This is a genomic window from Paenibacillus doosanensis (assembly GCF_025060755.1).
Lineage (GTDB): Bacteria > Bacillota > Bacilli > Paenibacillales > NBRC-103111 > Paenibacillus_S > Paenibacillus_S doosanensis.
This window is the reverse complement of the sequence record NZ_JANYUY010000016.1, coordinates 1-15,186: the sequence shown is the minus strand read 5'-3', so window position 1 is coordinate 15,186 and position 15,186 is coordinate 1. Positions and strand designations below refer to the sequence as shown.

Below are 15,186 nucleotides of genomic sequence, written 5' to 3'. Positions count from 1 at the left end.
CATATGATGACGATTCAGGAATTGAAGGACTTGATGAAACTGATCGACCGTTCCTCCATTCAACATTTCGAGCTTGAGGCAGAATCGGCCAAAATCAGAATCGCCAAGGCGGCTTCCGGAACCTCCCAGCTTCAGCAAGCGGCTGCGCCGAATCACGGGACCCTGCCGCTTTCCCCGGGCGCCTTGCCGGAGCCGGACAACGGCCATGCCGCCGCACACGCTTCCGCAGAGCCTTCTGCACCGGAGGCCGATTCCCGGCTGCGTGCGATCGTCTCCCCGCTGGTCGGGACGTTTTATTCCGCCGCCGAGCCGAATGCGAGACCGTATGCGCAAATCGGGGACCGCATTCAGCCGGGCAGCGTCGTCTGCATCGTGGAGGCAATGAAGCTATTTAATCAGATCGAAGCCGAGATGGGCGGCGAAATCGTGGAAGTATTGGCCCAAAACGGAGAATTGGTGGAATACGGCCAGGCATTGTTTATGGTCAGAGTGGAGTAGGTGGACGGGATGTTTAAAAAGGTACTGATTGCCAATCGCGGAGAGATTGCCGTGCGGATCATTCGGGCATGCCAAGAATTGGACATCGCCACCGTCGCCGTCTATTCGGAAGCGGATAAAGATTCGCTTCATGTGCGGATGGCGGACGAAGCTTATTGCATCGGGCCTGCACCGGCTAAACAAAGTTATTTGAACATCGTTCATTTAATGGCGATAGCCAGCCGCACCGAAGCGGATGCCATTCATCCGGGTTACGGCTTTCTCGCGGAAAATGCCGACTTCGCGGAAATTTGCCAGGCATGCGGCATTGTTTTCATTGGCCCTTCCGCCGATGCTATCGCCCGTATGGGCGACAAAGCGATCGCCAAGAGCACTATGAAGCGCGCGGGCGTACCGACGGTGCCTGGCACGGACGGGCTTGTTCAGGATGCGGAGGAAGCCGCGCAGGAAGCGCGGAACATCGGCTATCCGGTGATCATCAAGGCGACGGCGGGTGGGGGCGGCAAGGGCATGAGGGTCGTGCGCAGCGAAACGGAGCTGCTTCAGGCGATCCTGCAGGCGCAGCGCGAGGCGGAGACCGCTTTCGGCAACGCGGGGGTGTATCTGGAGAAATATCTGGAGCAGCCCAGGCACGTGGAAATTCAAATTATCGCCGATTCGTTCGGAAATGTCGTTTATTTGGGCGAGCGGGACTGCTCCATTCAGCGGCGTCATCAGAAGCTCGTCGAGGAGGCGCCCTCCCCTGCGTTGACGCCGCAATTACGCGAGAGGATGGGGGAGGCCGCCGCCGCTGCCGCCAAAGAGGTAGGCTACTACGGCGCGGGGACCGTGGAATTTTTGCTGAATCCGGACGACAGCTTTTATTTTATGGAGATGAACACAAGAATTCAGGTGGAACACCCCGTAACCGAGCTGATTACAGGTATTGATCTGGTCAAAGAGCAGATCGCCGTCGCCGCGGGCGCAGCGCTTTCCTTCAGTCAGGACGATGTGCGCATATCCGGCTGGGCGATCGAATGCCGGATCAATGCGGAGAATGCGGCCCGCGACTTTATGCCGTCACCTGGCAAGGTGGAGGCGTATTTGCCTCCGGGCGGCTTTGGCGTTCGCGTCGACAGCGCCGTGTACCCGGGGTATCGGATTTCACCGTTCTACGACTCCATGGTCGCCAAGGTCATCGTCTGGGGGAAAACTCGGGAAGAGGCGATTCAGCGAATGAAACGGGCGCTTGGGGAATTTCAAATCGACGGCATTTATACGACAATCCCGTTTCACCTGTGGCTGCTGAAGCAGGATGAATTTGTTTCCGGGCAGTTTAATATCCGTTTTCTGGAGAATCATACGCCGGAGCTGTAAAGTATGGTAACAGGTCAAGGCGTATGGCGGAGAAATGCTGGAGTGAGCAAGCGATATAATACCGGGTGAAAGAGCAGAAATCTCAGCCGGTGGAGAAAGGGGGCTTACATTGCTGCCAAGTCGGCTGCTAGATAGTGGTGCGAATGTGAAGCGAACATGAATTTCCCGGGGGATTCGCACCTGTACGAAATCGAATGGTGTTATCGGATTATAGCGATGCTTCTATATCTTATGGCTTATTCAGTAGATTAGGTGTATTATTAAACCAAATAAACCTTTTTCAGGGTTAATATTCCTTGGAAATCGGAGTCGCACCCTGCACGGGTGCGTGGATTGAAATGACGAATCGTCCAAGGTACTAACGCTCTCCGTCGGGTCGCACCCTGCACGGGTGCGTGGATTGAAATACTTGACGGTAAGCCCCTTACGGATACGGAGTTGTCGCACCCTGCACGGGTGCGTGGATTGAAATGATGGCTCCGGGATACACGTTGCCGTCGACGTCGTCGCACCCTGCACGGGTGCGTGGATTGAAATAGTAATTAATTTGTTTTATAACTTCTAACATGAAGTCGCACCCTGCACGGGTGCGTGGATTGAAATGAGCCGACCGCTCGGACGGTGTACAAACCGGGATCGTCGCACCCTGCACGGGTGCGTGGATTGAAATTTTAGGATCAACCTGAGGCCAAGGGTTTACTTTTTGTCGCACCCTGCACGGGTGCGTGGATTGAAATCTCTTAAACGTTTGCTTCAACATAAAAGTAAACGTCGCACCCTGCACGGGTGCGTGGATTGAAATTTGGTCTCCCGGCAGTAACGGCATCTTCCGCAGCGTCGCACCCTGCACGGGTGCGTGGATTGAAATGTCGAAATCATCTAAAATATGTACACCTACATAGTCGCACCCTGCACGGGTGCGTGGATTGAAATAGGCCGTAGGCAGCGCTTGCCGGATGGGCTAACGTCGCACCCTGCACGGGTGCGTGGATTGAAATTCATCTCGCACCGCCTCCAAAATCCGGCTTATTTGTCGCACCCTGCACGGGTGCGTGGATTGAAATATTTGGATCGACGTGTCGAAGTTAAACTGAGTGACCGTCGCACCCTGCACGGGTGCGTGGATTGAAATTGCTGATTCCACCAAGCAATGCTGTTTTGGTCGGTCGCACCCTGCACGGGTACGTGGATTGAAATGGACATCGGTACGACATGATATTTGAGCACTTAGGGTCGCACCCTGCACGGGTGCGTGGATTGAAATAGGGCTAGTCCATGACTTACCGGTGATGTCCGCGTCGCACCCTGCACGGGTGCGTGGATTGAAATATCAAGTTGTGTCTGTGTCATATCGAATTGATACGTCGCACCCTGCACGGGTGCGTGGATTGAAATAGAACTAAAGCTGAAGCTGAGGCTGCTGCCGCGGACGTCGCACCCCGCACGGGTGCGTGGATTGAAATCTTACCCGATTCGTTACCAGACATATCTACACTTGTGGTCGCACCCCACACGGGTGCGTGGATTGAAATATAAACGAGGATGATTCTAAGAAAATATTCTATTGTGTCGCACCCCGCACGGGTGCGTGGATTGAAATCATGTGCAGCGACGCACAACGCTTGCCGGATATGGTCGCACCCCGCACGGGTGCGTGGATTGAAATTCAAACATCCTGAAAGTGCCTTTGGTTGACCAAAACAGTCGCACCCCGCACGGGTGCGTGGATTGAAATAACGCCGCATCTACCGTCATGGATTGGTTAGTGGTCGCACCCCGCACGGGTGCGTGGATTGAAATGTGAAATGGATCCAAGAGCAGCATAAAACACCGGACAGTCGCACCCCGCACGGGTGCGTGGATTGAAATCTCGGCATCAGAAGGCCGAGTAAGTCGCCAACGTCGAGCCCCGGAGGAATGCCTGGATTGAAATATGAACGCTACTACTAAGGAAAAGGCCGCCATCCGAAATTATTGAATTGGTAAGGGAGTACGAAGTAATGAATGTTTTAACATTAAGAGCATTTTTTATAGCTAAGGAATCAGGGGAACTTCCACCTTACCTTGGGTCTACGCTTCGGGGGATTTTGGGCCATTGTTTGCGAGACTTTGCTTGCATCGCTCCCGGGGTACGCTGTCATCTATGTGAACATTCGGCTGGGTGCGGCTATGCCAAGTATTTTTGTTCTCCTGGCAATGTCGCCGGTGCGGTGAATCCTTATGTCATTTACACGTCGATTCGCGACAAGACCGTATGGCGAACAGGGGATAGCTGCGTGTTTGATATTACTTTGATTGGCGAGACTGTGCATTCTGCAGGCTATTATTTGGATGGATTGGTTGCCATGGGCAACAGAGGCTGGGGAGCGGGGCGTATGCGTTTTTCTCTTGAGCAGGTCATTAATCCCAACAGCGGCACATTGGTTTGGAGCAACGGAAAGTCCTGGCTGCGCAACGTCTCCTTTTCGACGATTTCTTCGAATGAGCGCAAGGCTAGCGGAGCGCTCATTCGATTCGATAGTCCCACTCGCGTGTTGATTCAACGCAATTTATGTCGCAAATTATCTTTTGCTACACTGGTTCAGTCGTTAACTCGAAGAATTTCGCTATTATCGCATGCCTACTCTAACCGTCTGCTTCCTTGGGATGAAGAAAAGCTGGTTGCAGAAGCGCAGAGGGTTCGAACGGTCGAAGAACATTGGTCTTCGGTCGACTTCAAACGTTATTCTATCAATCATGATCGTGAGTTGTCTCTTCCGGCGATAGAAGGGTGGGCGCGATATGAGGGAGATTTGACTCCGTTCACGCCACTGTTGGATGCAGGAACACGTCTGCACGTCGGAAAAAATGCCACCCATGGATTCGGACATTATCAGGTGTATTACGATCGTTAATCTATTCTTCGAAGAAAGGTGATTCTGATGAGCGAAAGCAACAAAAAAGATGTATTTCAGAAAATTCTGCAAAACTACAGCCACATGAACAAAATGATGGTGGAAGAACTGGAGCTTGCCTCCTCTCATGGTGGAGTGACCGGACATTATCGCGAGGCGATGTGGATGAAGTTTTTTCGCAGCATGATTCCGAAGAAGTATTCGCTGGCTCAAGGTGTCATCTTGATTGATTCGAATCGCAACGTATCCAAGGAAGTGGATATCGCCGTTTACGACGAAGCGTACACTCCTTATGTCTACCAGTACAATACATTGAAGTTTATCCCGATCGAAGCCGTTGCCGTAGTTATTGAGTGCAAGAGCAAGAGTTACGATCTCAGCCAGCTTAAGGCTTGGGCAGATGAAATCAATAATCTAACTCCAAAAGCGTCCGGTATTGCTCGAATGGCTACCGGTTATGTGAGCGGACTAACGAACGATTACCAAGCCAAGACAAGTCCGATCAAGATTTTCGTCTGCTTGAAAAGTGTAAAGGAAGAACGCACTATCGATGATACTGCAGAACAGTTGAATGCCTTCGATTTTATTATTCAACAGCATGAGGAGCAATTCGATTTACGAACGAACAACGAGCGGCAAACGCTCGATTGGTGGGGACGAAAATTAAATGGGACGTTGGATAAGGAGGATCAAGGAACGGAGAAGAAAAGTGAAGTGACTGAGAAGGGAATAGAGGGGTTGAAACTTTACAATAGAACTGACGATGAACAGAAGATTAAGAGTCGAGCCCCAAGCTTTCCGGAATTGACGATAGATGAAACCACCCTGCTCCAAAATACGCTGGCTGATCTAAAGGTAGAAGGTTATCCTTTACTAACGTTGAATTTGCAGTTGAATCAGTTGCTGATGCTGATCAACAACCCGATGCTATTCCCTCATTTTGCATATGCGCGTGCTTTCAATAAGAAAGTTTGATTTCGGCAGGAGGTGAAAATTCCAGTGAGTGTCTACGCTTTTATCGACGTATCCCAAAAACAGGAGTTTATCTATAGGCAGAACCAGTTGAAAAATAATCTTTTGAATTCCTATACCATCAAAAAGTTGACTGAGGATATGGGGCAGCATCAGGCAGATACGGAATTAGGGCCTTCACTTAATGACTATCTGGCACGAACGGAAGCAGAGTTTGTCTATTCCGGCGGAGGCAATAGTATTGTTCGTTTCCCGAATCGGGAGCAAGCGACGCAATTTGTTAACAATTACTCGCTTGACGTATTGAAGACTTATCCCGAGCTGGAATTGTATATTAGTACAGTGGACGATGCGGAGTTCGCTGCTGATGATGTTGAACGAGAGAAGAAAATCAGAAAAAGCTTGATTGAGAAAGCGGACCGGATGAAGGATCGGCGGAAAGCCAAATTTCGGCGCTGGTCTTACGGCATTGAGCAAATTGACGAGACGGGAAGAGCCGAATGTGAGGCAACGAAACAGGAAGCCCATTGGCAGGAGGCAAAAGCCTACTTGTACAGCAAGTGGGGGATGTTAATCGAACAGTCGTGTTTTGAAACGACCGATGAGCTGCAAAAGTACAGAACAGACGAGCAAAGCAAAAGTTACATCGGCGTCATTGCGATTGACGGTAATCAGATGGGAAAGATGGTTAAGCAAATCAAGACCTTCAAGGAGCTTGGCGAGTTAAGTTCGGCCATTGAGGAGTTGTACTTCCAAGCGGTTCGTGAAGCGCTTCGAGCTACTCCATATGAGGAAAAACGCAACCGTTTCGTCACGCCGGTGGTCATGTCAGGGGATGATATTTGTCTGATTGTTCGAGCCGAAAGTGCCGTTCAACTTGCTGCAAACATCGTTGATCAGATTCAAACTGTCTCCAAGCGAATGAAGCAGACAAACCCTCTGCTCAACGACGTCATCCCAGCGTCCTATTTAACGGCTTGTGCGGGTGTAGCGATCGTCAAAGTCACTTATCCCTTCTACGATGCCGTCAAAGCGGCCGAAAGACTCTGCCTTCAGGCCAAGGAGCAGATTTATAAGGTGGAGGAAGGAACATCTTCAGAGGAGGAGCCGGCGTCTTTTATTGATTGGGAGATCATTCATGGTCAAGCTCAAGCAGATCGTTATGATCGATTCGTTAAGCACAGAAACGAGAGGGAGATTTTCCATATCAGGCCTTTGCGCATCGATCAGATGGGAGCGTTTCAGAATGGTGTATATGGTTATTATCCTATGATAGCGTTAGCAAAAGCAATAAGTGAAGATTGCCAAATCAGTTCCTCGTTGATGGAGGACCTGAAGAAACTGACTTACAAGGGCAAAGAAGAATACGAAAATTACTTTCATACGAGTCAAACAAAAGGCCCAAAGAGGCTTATGGAATTGGTCTCTCATTGCTTCGAAGGCCGCAGCAGAAAAGATGTTCCGATCATCGAGTCCGAAGAGAATCGTTCAACCACCTACTTGTTGAACGACTTGCTTATCGTATTGCCTTTCTTGGGGGAGAAAGAGGTGCATAAGAATGATCAACTTGCCGACGGGTAAAATTGAAATACGTTTGTTGAGCGAGGCCATATTTGCCAGCGGAGAGAAGGAGAGCCATATTGTTCACTCCAGAGCGCTGACCGACCGTGACGGATTCGTTTATTTCCATGCCAAATCACTGAAGGGTCAGTTGAAAAGGCAAGCCTTCTGGCTGTTAGAACAGTATCGGAGTTTTGATCTGGAGAAGGCCAAGGCATTTCTACATTCCATTGAGCGATTATTCGGACTGAATGGTAATGAACGGTCGATTCATTGGCCGGGATCCGAAGAGCGATATTCGTCTCAGGGAACGATGCGTCTGGGGGCGCTGGAACTGCCCGCCGCTGTGAAAAGCTATTTTTTGAAAATGATGAAAGATGATGAGGCGGATGAGTACTATACTCTGTCAACTCACGATTTAATAGCGGCGCAAACGCATATTCGATCAAGAATTGAAGTGAAGAATGGAACCGCTAAGGATAAAAGCTTAACGACTTATCACACTGTTCGGGAAGATCTTGTGTTTTATGCAACGGTGTCTTTTGAAAGTAGGCCGCACGCTGAGGATCTTGAAAACTTGAACCGTATTGTCTGTTCATTGGAACGGATCGGGGCTGGGATACACCGCGGGCACGGAGAGGTTGAGGCCCGTTTGTTCTTGAGTGGGGTGGAGGAATGAGCATGATTCAATATCTTGTTATGGAAGTTCGAAATCTGGAACCGTTGAAAATAGGGGCCGGGGGAAGCAAAAAAAATCCGGCCGAGCCCTCCAAAGACTATATTCCAGGGTCCACCCTTCGAGGCGCAATTATTTCTCAATTGATCAATCAAGGCGTTTTTACACAAGAAACAGGACCGTCGATCGTAAAAGGAATCGAGTGCTACAACGCTTATCCGTACCGGAATGATAAATTATTTGTTCCTACTCCGCAAAATTTACGTGTGGATAAACATAAATGGCGTCGGAGAAAACTGTTGTCCGCACAACCGGGCGGAGAGGATTCTACCATTTCGCTCTCGGACCTGCTGCAGGAGAGCAGGGATCGGAATGCACTGGAATACCGATTTTTATCGGTAGAAGGGGATACCCTGATCGGCGCTAAGCCCCCCAAATTTTATACACTGCATCATAGTACCAGCAACAAACCGTCTGATCGCGAGAAGGAAAACTTGTTTAATTATCAGGCGATAGCGTCCGACCAAACGTTTCGGTCTATACTCTCATTTGGCCCAGATCAATTGCCATTGATTGAATCAATAATTGGTCAGAAGCAGTCGTTTCTCGCGTATCTGGGCGGGTCCAAAGGATCGGGATACGGATTGTGCATGATCAAGACAGTCGGGGAGGTGCAAGCGGATTACCGGGAGGCGAGGAAGCTTCTGGGATTCAAAATTCCTTCCAAGCAAGCAGCGGGAAGAAAGTTAACGATCACTTGCTTGTCGGATTGCATGTTCCGTGATGAGTATGGCCGGCCTATAAATGAACTGCCTAGACGATTTATTGAACAGGGATGCGGGGTTTCCGGTTCTTTGGCTCATTCGCTGGTTGTAACGGGAATTAGCGAGGGATTTAATACCAAGTGGGGAGCACGCTACCCTAAAGAAACAACCTTAAAAGCCGGTTCCGTATTGCGTTATGAATTGGAGCGGGAGTTAAGCGAGGCGGAATGGGAACGGGTTTGCTGGAAGTTGGAGCATCGGCTGTTAGGGATGCGAACCCAGGATGGCTATGGATGGGTTGGGATCAATCTTGACTTTCCTGCGGCATTAAGGGTTAAGGAGGAGCAGGATCAAGCGAATTCAGCGTCTGGGTGCAACCGGGAGACGATTTCCGTTGACGAGAGCCCGAGAGAGAAGGAAGCGGCAGCTCAGGATATAGGGATTATCAAGCGAGGCTTAAAAGAGACCAAAGCTCAGTGGTTGCGCATGATCGTCTTGAAAGGATTTAAACATTCGGCAAACTTGCAACCTTCAGCCGACCGAGTGATACTACGGGACGGACTTCGAAGGCATCCTTTGCAGCTGATGTTGGAAGAGCTGAGATTGTGTATGGCTAAGCTTCGAGAAACCGACTCTAACCATAAATCCAGCAAATCGTCACCTAGCGTTGGGGACAAGCAACTTTACCGATTTAACAAGGAAGTGTGCTCGATTGCCGATTGCAGTTTTGCTGCGATTATGGATTATCTTAATGGCGGCGGGGAAGAAGCGGCCAATCGCAGACTGGAGGCGTATGCGGACAAGATGCTTGGGAGCAAACGAGGCGGGCTGTACTACGCGTATGCGAATGGGCCCAAGGATAGGCCCTTATTTGTAGCGGAGTTGCTAGAAGCGGGATTGTATTACCTCCATAGGAGGGATAGTTGATGAATGCAAGGCTGATCTATACGTTCCATTTAAAAGCGGTTACCCCAGTCCATTTCGGAGACGGCCAAGGGGACTTGGTCGAGAACTCCAAAGGCCAGCACGTTTTACCCGGCACTTCTATCGGCGGGGCGTTGAGGGAATGTTTGGCTCAAGCAGGACTAGCGGATGTACCGGATGGTTTGATAGGGAAATACATGGGGTACAAAGACGAAACGAGCGGCGATTTTGTAGAAAGTCGCCTATTTATAAGCAATGGGAAATTGGCAGGGAATTTCGTTCGCCATACCGAGGAGGGAACAGCGATTGACCGGGCCTGCGGTACAGCGGACCCCCAGCGGAAGTATAAATATGATTATTTGGATGGGGAATTGAAAATGTCGTTCCGGATACAATGCGATGTTTCCGATGGCGCTGGAAATCTATGCCGCCGTGGGGAACTGGAACGGTATCTTATTGACGTTTGGGCGGAAGGGATTCGGAGAGGAACTCTTCGCTTTGGCGGGAAAAAGAATCATGACTTTGGGAGATTTGCGTTGATCGGCATAGAGCGCATCATTCATCCGTTGGACTGCGTCGAAGCGTTGGATGCGTACATTTTCAACAGACAAAACTGCAAAGGGGAAGAATACCGTCCCGGCATACTTGACCCGAATCCGTTTGATACAAACTCTAATGTGCTATTTCGGTTGCAGGGATCTTTTCCATATGGAGTATATCAATCCTATACATTGCCGAATGAGAATGAATCGCGCAGTTTGACGGGGGTTCGTCAAAATTCCAGGGGTTACTACTTGCCTGCGTCCAGTATAAAAGGATTGCTTCGAAGTGAAGTAGAGCTGTTGATCACACGAATGACCGGCAGTGTAGAGATGGCGATGAAGAAATGCTGTCAGCTGTTCGGTAGTCCGGATGAAGCTGGCCAGATCCTTTTCTCTCCGCTGCAGATTGACGATGCTGCAGAAGTAGAAGTGAAACGATATCGGGAAAACGACAATAATCCAGTATATATCAAGATTGACCGCCTGACGGGAGGGGCTTATTCGTCTGCTCTAAAGCAGCAAAGGGAGATCCAAGGAAGCGGGGTTTTGGAATTTCGCTTAAAGGTAACTACGGATTCAAACGAGGATAGTCCGTATCTTTTTCCGTTGGTATATGTTCTGCGCCGCATCGGGTCGGGACAAGTTCCGTTGGGAGGGAGAACGGTTATCGGGCTCGGGCAATTCATGGCTTCTCAAACCGTTGTTAACAACGGTAAACAGTCCCTAACGTTTGAAAATGACGGCGAACTGCCGGAAAGTCAACGATCATGGTTGAAGCGGTGGTACGAGCAATTCGAGAGGTGGTGTCATCAAGTTGACGAAGCTTAAGAAGTTTAGCTGGGATGAAGTGAAGATGGAAGAATTCCAATTTATCGCTCATCTGCTAGATCGAGTTCTCATCGGCGAGAATGGCGACGAATCATTCGAACAGTTACGAGAGGCTGTGGAACAAGACGCCGTCTGGGAAGTTCATTTCTTCAATACGAGGCAAGAGATATTTGCTGCTAGAGAAGGAGAGGAACTCGTCGTTTATCAACCCTTGATGCACCGGGAAGATTGTCCCGAACGAATGGTAGCCCGAATTTATAAGCTGGACGAGTCATTTACATCAAAGTTTACATACAAAACTCTCGAGGTAAGAGAATACTTGGACTTTGATGATGACGGATTAGCTTATGTAGCGAGAACGGTTCTTTACAAACTGGAAGGAGGTCCGACCAAGGATGACAGGTAAGAATAGTCGTTCGGATAAGCTTGTTCCTATAACGTTGCCCTATGATTTTGTTCCCTTTCCAGAGAACGGAAACGACGTCTGTCGCTATCCGTATGCGATAAAGGGCGTTCCGAAGCATAATGCGTTCAATAACGGGCTTGAGCTGCTAAGCGGACAGATTCGATATCGTATTACGCCTTGCAGCGATTTAGTGATTGAAGCACGTGCCAAGAGGGGAGGCGGCTATTTCATCAGCGGAAGCCAACTGCGAGGCAAGGTGCGAGCGAACGTCGCGATTCTGAGCGGCAGCGATCCGAAATTTATCAATCGGAGTCCAATGCTGTACCGGGATTTTACGCGGGGTACGTACAGAAACATCATTCTGAAAGGTTCTACGCTTGAGCGTGCGGTGAAGGTTGGTTTCTTGCGTAAAAATGGCGATAAGTTCTACGTCGTCCCCACTCAAAGTTTCGGAGAAAGAAATTTCGTTATGCTCAAAGAGCATTGGTTGATACAGCAGAAAGCAGTTCTAAAGCGTAGTCAGCAGTTGTTTGATTGGAAAGATAAAGCATTAAGCGAATTGGAAGAGTTTGAAAAAAAGATTAAACAAATCACTGACAGAATCAATGTTGAGAAGGAAAAGCTCGCGGAGAAATATGATAAGGTAAAAGAAGGGATCAGAAAGGTTTTTGAACAATATGGATTTACGAAATCGCCGATCAACTGGAATGAATTGAATAAGTTTGGCGAAAGTTTGAACGATCATTCGAAAGCAATCATGCGGAAACTAAGAAGAAATGCATCTCACTCTGAATTTGATGAATTATTTCGTCTTATGATAGAACGGTGGAGGCTAAAGGCTCACATTCATCGGATTTATAGTAATCAGAGCGGTAATTCACATTACACCCCTTATCAGCAAAATGTTGATTTTCGGTTAAACGCTTATGGCGGAGTAGAGTGTGTCCGTTTATCGATGCAGAATGCCGAAAAGGGCTATTTGTATAACTCAACCAAAGTCGGGACGAAACGCAGTCATTACTTGATCGGCGCTCCAAAGGATGATCATCAAGGATACGAAGTGAAGCAAGCAACCATCGACGGTTATAATCAAAATTTTAAAAAGTTTCGCGTTATAGAGAATAAAGAAGATGAGCGGAATATAAAACTGTTTTATAATATTTTTTCCGATTACGAGAATTGCTCTAATCAATTTAGGTCGGTTGACGGATTGGTTGTATTTTATCAAATCGATGACGACGGGCAAATGACAATCGGTCGTACCCCCTATTTTAAAATCCCATATTATCATCAGTTAAACGATCTTCTTGGGAATTCTCCTGAGGGCAAAGTCGACTATGAGGACGCGTTGTTCGGATTTGCTCCGAATGGAGAAGGTCAGGAGAGAGAGGCGTCGTACAAATCCAGGCTTCGCTTCGAGCCGATCGATATTCCGGAAGATGCAGTTTGGGGTCGTGCAGATTTTCTTCTTCCGACACCACAGGCTTCAGCGGAACGCATGTATTTAAGGCCGAACGGACGGACACCGGCCACCTACGAGAAGGTAGAGAAGGTAGAGCAACCGAAGCCGAAGTTGAACGGATATAAGTATTATCATGTGTTGGGAAATGTTCTGGAGAAAACGATGCCGACCCTGCCCAAGGATAAAGACGCTATGCTAAGCCGAAGAAATTTGCTTAAAAAGGAGACCAAAGCAGGAGAACCTTATACGTTAAAGGGGACGATTTCCTTCACGAATGTACATCGTGAGGAACTGGGATTGCTTCTATTGGGACTGGACCTTAAGCTCTTGAGGCATTCACGTTTGTTCAAGGAGCAATTGTCCCCTTATTACAGCCAATTGGAAGAAGCGTATGAACTTATAGGCGGAGCAAAGCCCTACGGTTACGGGAAGGTGAAGATCCACGTCGATTCCATTGCACTGGAGAAGCAGGGAACCGATTTCGATTCGCTCGTTGTCCATCCAGTTGAAATAATCGAGGGACAGGAAAATTTCCATTCCTATGTCGATGCATTTATGGATCGAATGAAAGGAGCGGATTATTTCCAAACAGTCCATCTCGGCGCATATATTCGAAGTAAACAAGAGTTTATACCGGAGCATTCAAAGCTCCATATCAACTGGAATAATATGCAGGAACAGATCCAAAACCAAACGCGGGGTTACAAGAAAAAAGGCGGGGGCTACCCGAAGGAATGGATGCTGAGTTCTTTAAACCATGATGAGCCGATGGTATGACCCGGAAATACTCATCACCTTAAAGTCTTAATGATACTTTTTCAATGGGAACCAGAAAATAACCCGCAGGCCGTCAACCTGAACGGGTTATTCTCGTTATTTCAGATATGTGAGCAGTGCCAGCAAGAACAGGCTAGGCATGATCACTTCCGTCAGTGAAATTTGCATAAGCATCGCCTTCACTATGGAGGCAATACTTTCACCCCCCAAGTTCCCGAAGTGAGTAGAGAATACATCACCGTGAGCTCGATGAGAGATGCCGCGGTGCTTTTTATTCTGGAGTGTGGTTCACGAGCAAGGTTGGATGCGAAAGCGAATGGTGCGTGTGCATTGCTACCGAGTCGGCCGGTTGTAAAATTACGGTGCGAATGGGAAGCGAACATGAATTTCCCGGGGGATTCGCACCAATATGGAATCAAATCGAATTACCGAAATATAACGATGCTGCTATATCTTATGGCTTATTCAGTAGATTGGGTGTATGATTAGAACAAATAAACGTTTTTCAGGGGGATTACTCCTTGAAAATCGGAGTCGCACCCCGCACGGGTGCGTGGATTGAAATTACGCTTTGCATGATCATTGCTCGTTCAACTTGGTCGCACCCCGCACGGGTGCGTGGATTGAAATATTGGTCAACACATCAAGATTAAGCACCTCGTCGTCGCACCCCGCACGGGTGCGTGGATTGAAATAAAGCCGCCGCCCGCCTTCACGCGCTGCGTTACGTCGCACCCCGCACGGGTGCGTGGATTGAAATCGAAGCCGAAGGAAGAAAAGAAAGAGTCAGCAATGGGTCGCACCCCGCACGGGTGCGTGGATTGAAATCCACGGGTCCACGCGCATAACGCGCTCCTTGCCGTCTTATTGTGGTACCGGACTATTTAATGCTCCATATCAACTGGAGTAATATGCAGGAACAGATTCAAAACCTCAGAACAAAGGAGTAAAGGCGGAGGGGATTCGAAGAAATTGATGTTGATTTTTAAACCATGATGGTAGCTTGGATATATTTGTAATCTCCAAGTTTTTAATGGCACTTTCTCGATGGAAATTGCGTGAATGAAATAGCCATGATATGATTAGGATAGAAGTAAGGAGTCGGACGGCCATCCGACTCCCTGCACAACATTTTGGGTGGGAAACCCCCAGTCAAAGACCAGAAAATAACCCGCAGGCCGTCAACCTGGGCGGGTTATTTTCGTTTTTTCAGATATGTGAGTAGTGCCAGCAAGAACATGCCAAGCATGATCACTTCCGTCAGCGAAAATTGCATAAGCATCACCTCCACTCTGGAGGCAATACTTTCCCACCCAAGTCTGTTGTACACCGGTATTATATCAAAATATGTCATTTATTGTATAGAGAGTTTAAAGAGAGTTAAGAGAATCTTGAAAGAGTAAACTGGACCCTTAGTCAAGGACACTTTTAAAAAAAGAGTTAGGCCGCACTTAAGAGATGATTTCTGTATTGTACAGGAGTCATCTTTTTTAACCCCCACTGGTATCTGTAATGGTTATAGTAATG

General features: G+C 48.5%; 11 protein-coding genes and 2 CRISPR repeat arrays. Of the genes, 10 read left to right on the top strand and 1 reads right to left on the bottom strand.

Annotated features, from left to right (window positions below; genetic code table 11):
• Positions 1 to 3: 3 nt before the first annotated feature.
• The 10 genes from accB (at position 4) to N0M98_RS13495 (ending at position 13,659) form a co-directional block, all read left to right on the top strand.
• Positions 4 to 498, top strand: a complete 495-nt coding sequence (gene accB, locus N0M98_RS13540; protein WP_249861060.1) for an acetyl-CoA carboxylase biotin carboxyl carrier protein — start codon at positions 4 to 6, stop codon at positions 496 to 498.
• Positions 499 to 507: 9 nt separating this feature from the next.
• Positions 508 to 1,854: an acetyl-CoA carboxylase biotin carboxylase subunit gene (gene accC / locus N0M98_RS13535; protein WP_249861061.1), complete on the top strand. Its 1,347-nt coding sequence runs from the start codon at positions 508 to 510 to the stop codon at positions 1,852 to 1,854.
• Between the two features lie 308 nt (positions 1,855 to 2,162).
• A CRISPR array of direct repeats spans positions 2,163 to 3,723; the repeat unit is 32 nt; unit sequence GTCGCACCCCGCACGGGTGCGTGGATTGAAAT.
• A gap of 131 nt (positions 3,724 to 3,854) precedes the next feature.
• Positions 3,855 to 4,748, top strand: coding sequence for a CRISPR system precrRNA processing endoribonuclease RAMP protein Cas6 (cas6, locus tag N0M98_RS13530; RefSeq protein ID WP_259618191.1), 894 nt, complete (start codon positions 3,855 to 3,857; stop codon positions 4,746 to 4,748).
• Between the two features lie 27 nt (positions 4,749 to 4,775).
• Positions 4,776 to 5,723: a DUF6602 domain-containing protein gene (locus N0M98_RS13525; RefSeq protein ID WP_259618190.1), complete on the top strand. Its 948-nt coding sequence runs from the start codon at positions 4,776 to 4,778 to the stop codon at positions 5,721 to 5,723.
• Between the two features lie 24 nt (positions 5,724 to 5,747).
• Positions 5,748 to 7,301, top strand: coding sequence for a Cas10/Cmr2 second palm domain-containing protein (locus tag N0M98_RS13520; RefSeq protein WP_259618189.1), 1,554 nt, complete (start codon positions 5,748 to 5,750; stop codon positions 7,299 to 7,301).
• Positions 7,279 to 7,959 carry an RAMP superfamily CRISPR-associated protein gene (locus tag N0M98_RS13515; RefSeq protein WP_259618188.1) on the top strand — a complete coding sequence of 227 codons (681 nt, stop codon included), beginning with the start codon at positions 7,279 to 7,281 and terminating at the stop codon, positions 7,957 to 7,959. The genes N0M98_RS13520 and N0M98_RS13515 overlap by 23 nt, the downstream gene beginning before the upstream one ends.
• A gap of 2 nt (positions 7,960 to 7,961) precedes the next feature.
• Positions 7,962 to 9,647, top strand: a complete 1,686-nt coding sequence (locus N0M98_RS13510) for a hypothetical protein (RefSeq protein WP_259618187.1) — start codon at positions 7,962 to 7,964, stop codon at positions 9,645 to 9,647.
• Positions 9,647 to 11,014, top strand: a complete 1,368-nt coding sequence (locus N0M98_RS13505) for an RAMP superfamily CRISPR-associated protein (RefSeq protein ID WP_259618186.1) — start codon at positions 9,647 to 9,649, stop codon at positions 11,012 to 11,014. Before N0M98_RS13510 ends, N0M98_RS13505 begins: the two co-directional genes overlap by 1 nt.
• The gene (locus N0M98_RS13500; RefSeq protein ID WP_259618185.1) at positions 11,001 to 11,420 is read left to right on the top strand and encodes a hypothetical protein; all 420 of its coding nucleotides are present in this window, start codon (positions 11,001 to 11,003) and stop codon (positions 11,418 to 11,420) included. The genes N0M98_RS13505 and N0M98_RS13500 overlap by 14 nt, the downstream gene beginning before the upstream one ends.
• Positions 11,410 to 13,659, top strand: coding sequence for a hypothetical protein (locus N0M98_RS13495; RefSeq protein WP_259618184.1), 2,250 nt, complete (start codon positions 11,410 to 11,412; stop codon positions 13,657 to 13,659). Before N0M98_RS13500 ends, N0M98_RS13495 begins: the two co-directional genes overlap by 11 nt.
• A gap of 533 nt (positions 13,660 to 14,192) precedes the next feature.
• A CRISPR array of direct repeats spans positions 14,193 to 14,487; the repeat unit is 32 nt; unit sequence GTCGCACCCCGCACGGGTGCGTGGATTGAAAT.
• 612 nt (positions 14,488 to 15,099) lie between these two features.
• On the opposite strand, the gene N0M98_RS13490 is transcribed toward N0M98_RS13495, so the two are convergent.
• Positions 15,100 to 15,186 (bottom strand): IS3 family transposase (locus N0M98_RS13490; RefSeq protein WP_259617959.1); only part of this gene is annotated, 87 nt, incomplete at its 5' end.

What these genes read in the sequence shown, in the direction of transcription:
- accB (WP_249861060.1), top strand. Translation starts at nt 4, where the DNA reads ATGATGACGATTCAGGAATTGAAGGACTTGATGAAACTGATCGACCGT.
- accC (WP_249861061.1), top strand. Translation starts at nt 508, where the DNA reads ATGTTTAAAAAGGTACTGATTGCCAATCGCGGAGAGATTGCCGTGCGG.
- cas6 (WP_259618191.1), top strand. Translation starts at nt 3,855, where the DNA reads ATGAATGTTTTAACATTAAGAGCATTTTTTATAGCTAAGGAATCAGGG.
- N0M98_RS13525 (WP_259618190.1), top strand. Translation starts at nt 4,776, where the DNA reads ATGAGCGAAAGCAACAAAAAAGATGTATTTCAGAAAATTCTGCAAAAC.
- N0M98_RS13515 (WP_259618188.1), top strand. Translation starts at nt 7,279, where the DNA reads ATGATCAACTTGCCGACGGGTAAAATTGAAATACGTTTGTTGAGCGAG.
- N0M98_RS13510 (WP_259618187.1), top strand. Translation starts at nt 7,962, where the DNA reads ATGATTCAATATCTTGTTATGGAAGTTCGAAATCTGGAACCGTTGAAA.
- N0M98_RS13505 (WP_259618186.1), top strand. Translation starts at nt 9,647, where the DNA reads ATGAATGCAAGGCTGATCTATACGTTCCATTTAAAAGCGGTTACCCCA.
- N0M98_RS13495 (WP_259618184.1), top strand. Translation starts at nt 11,410, where the DNA reads ATGACAGGTAAGAATAGTCGTTCGGATAAGCTTGTTCCTATAACGTTG.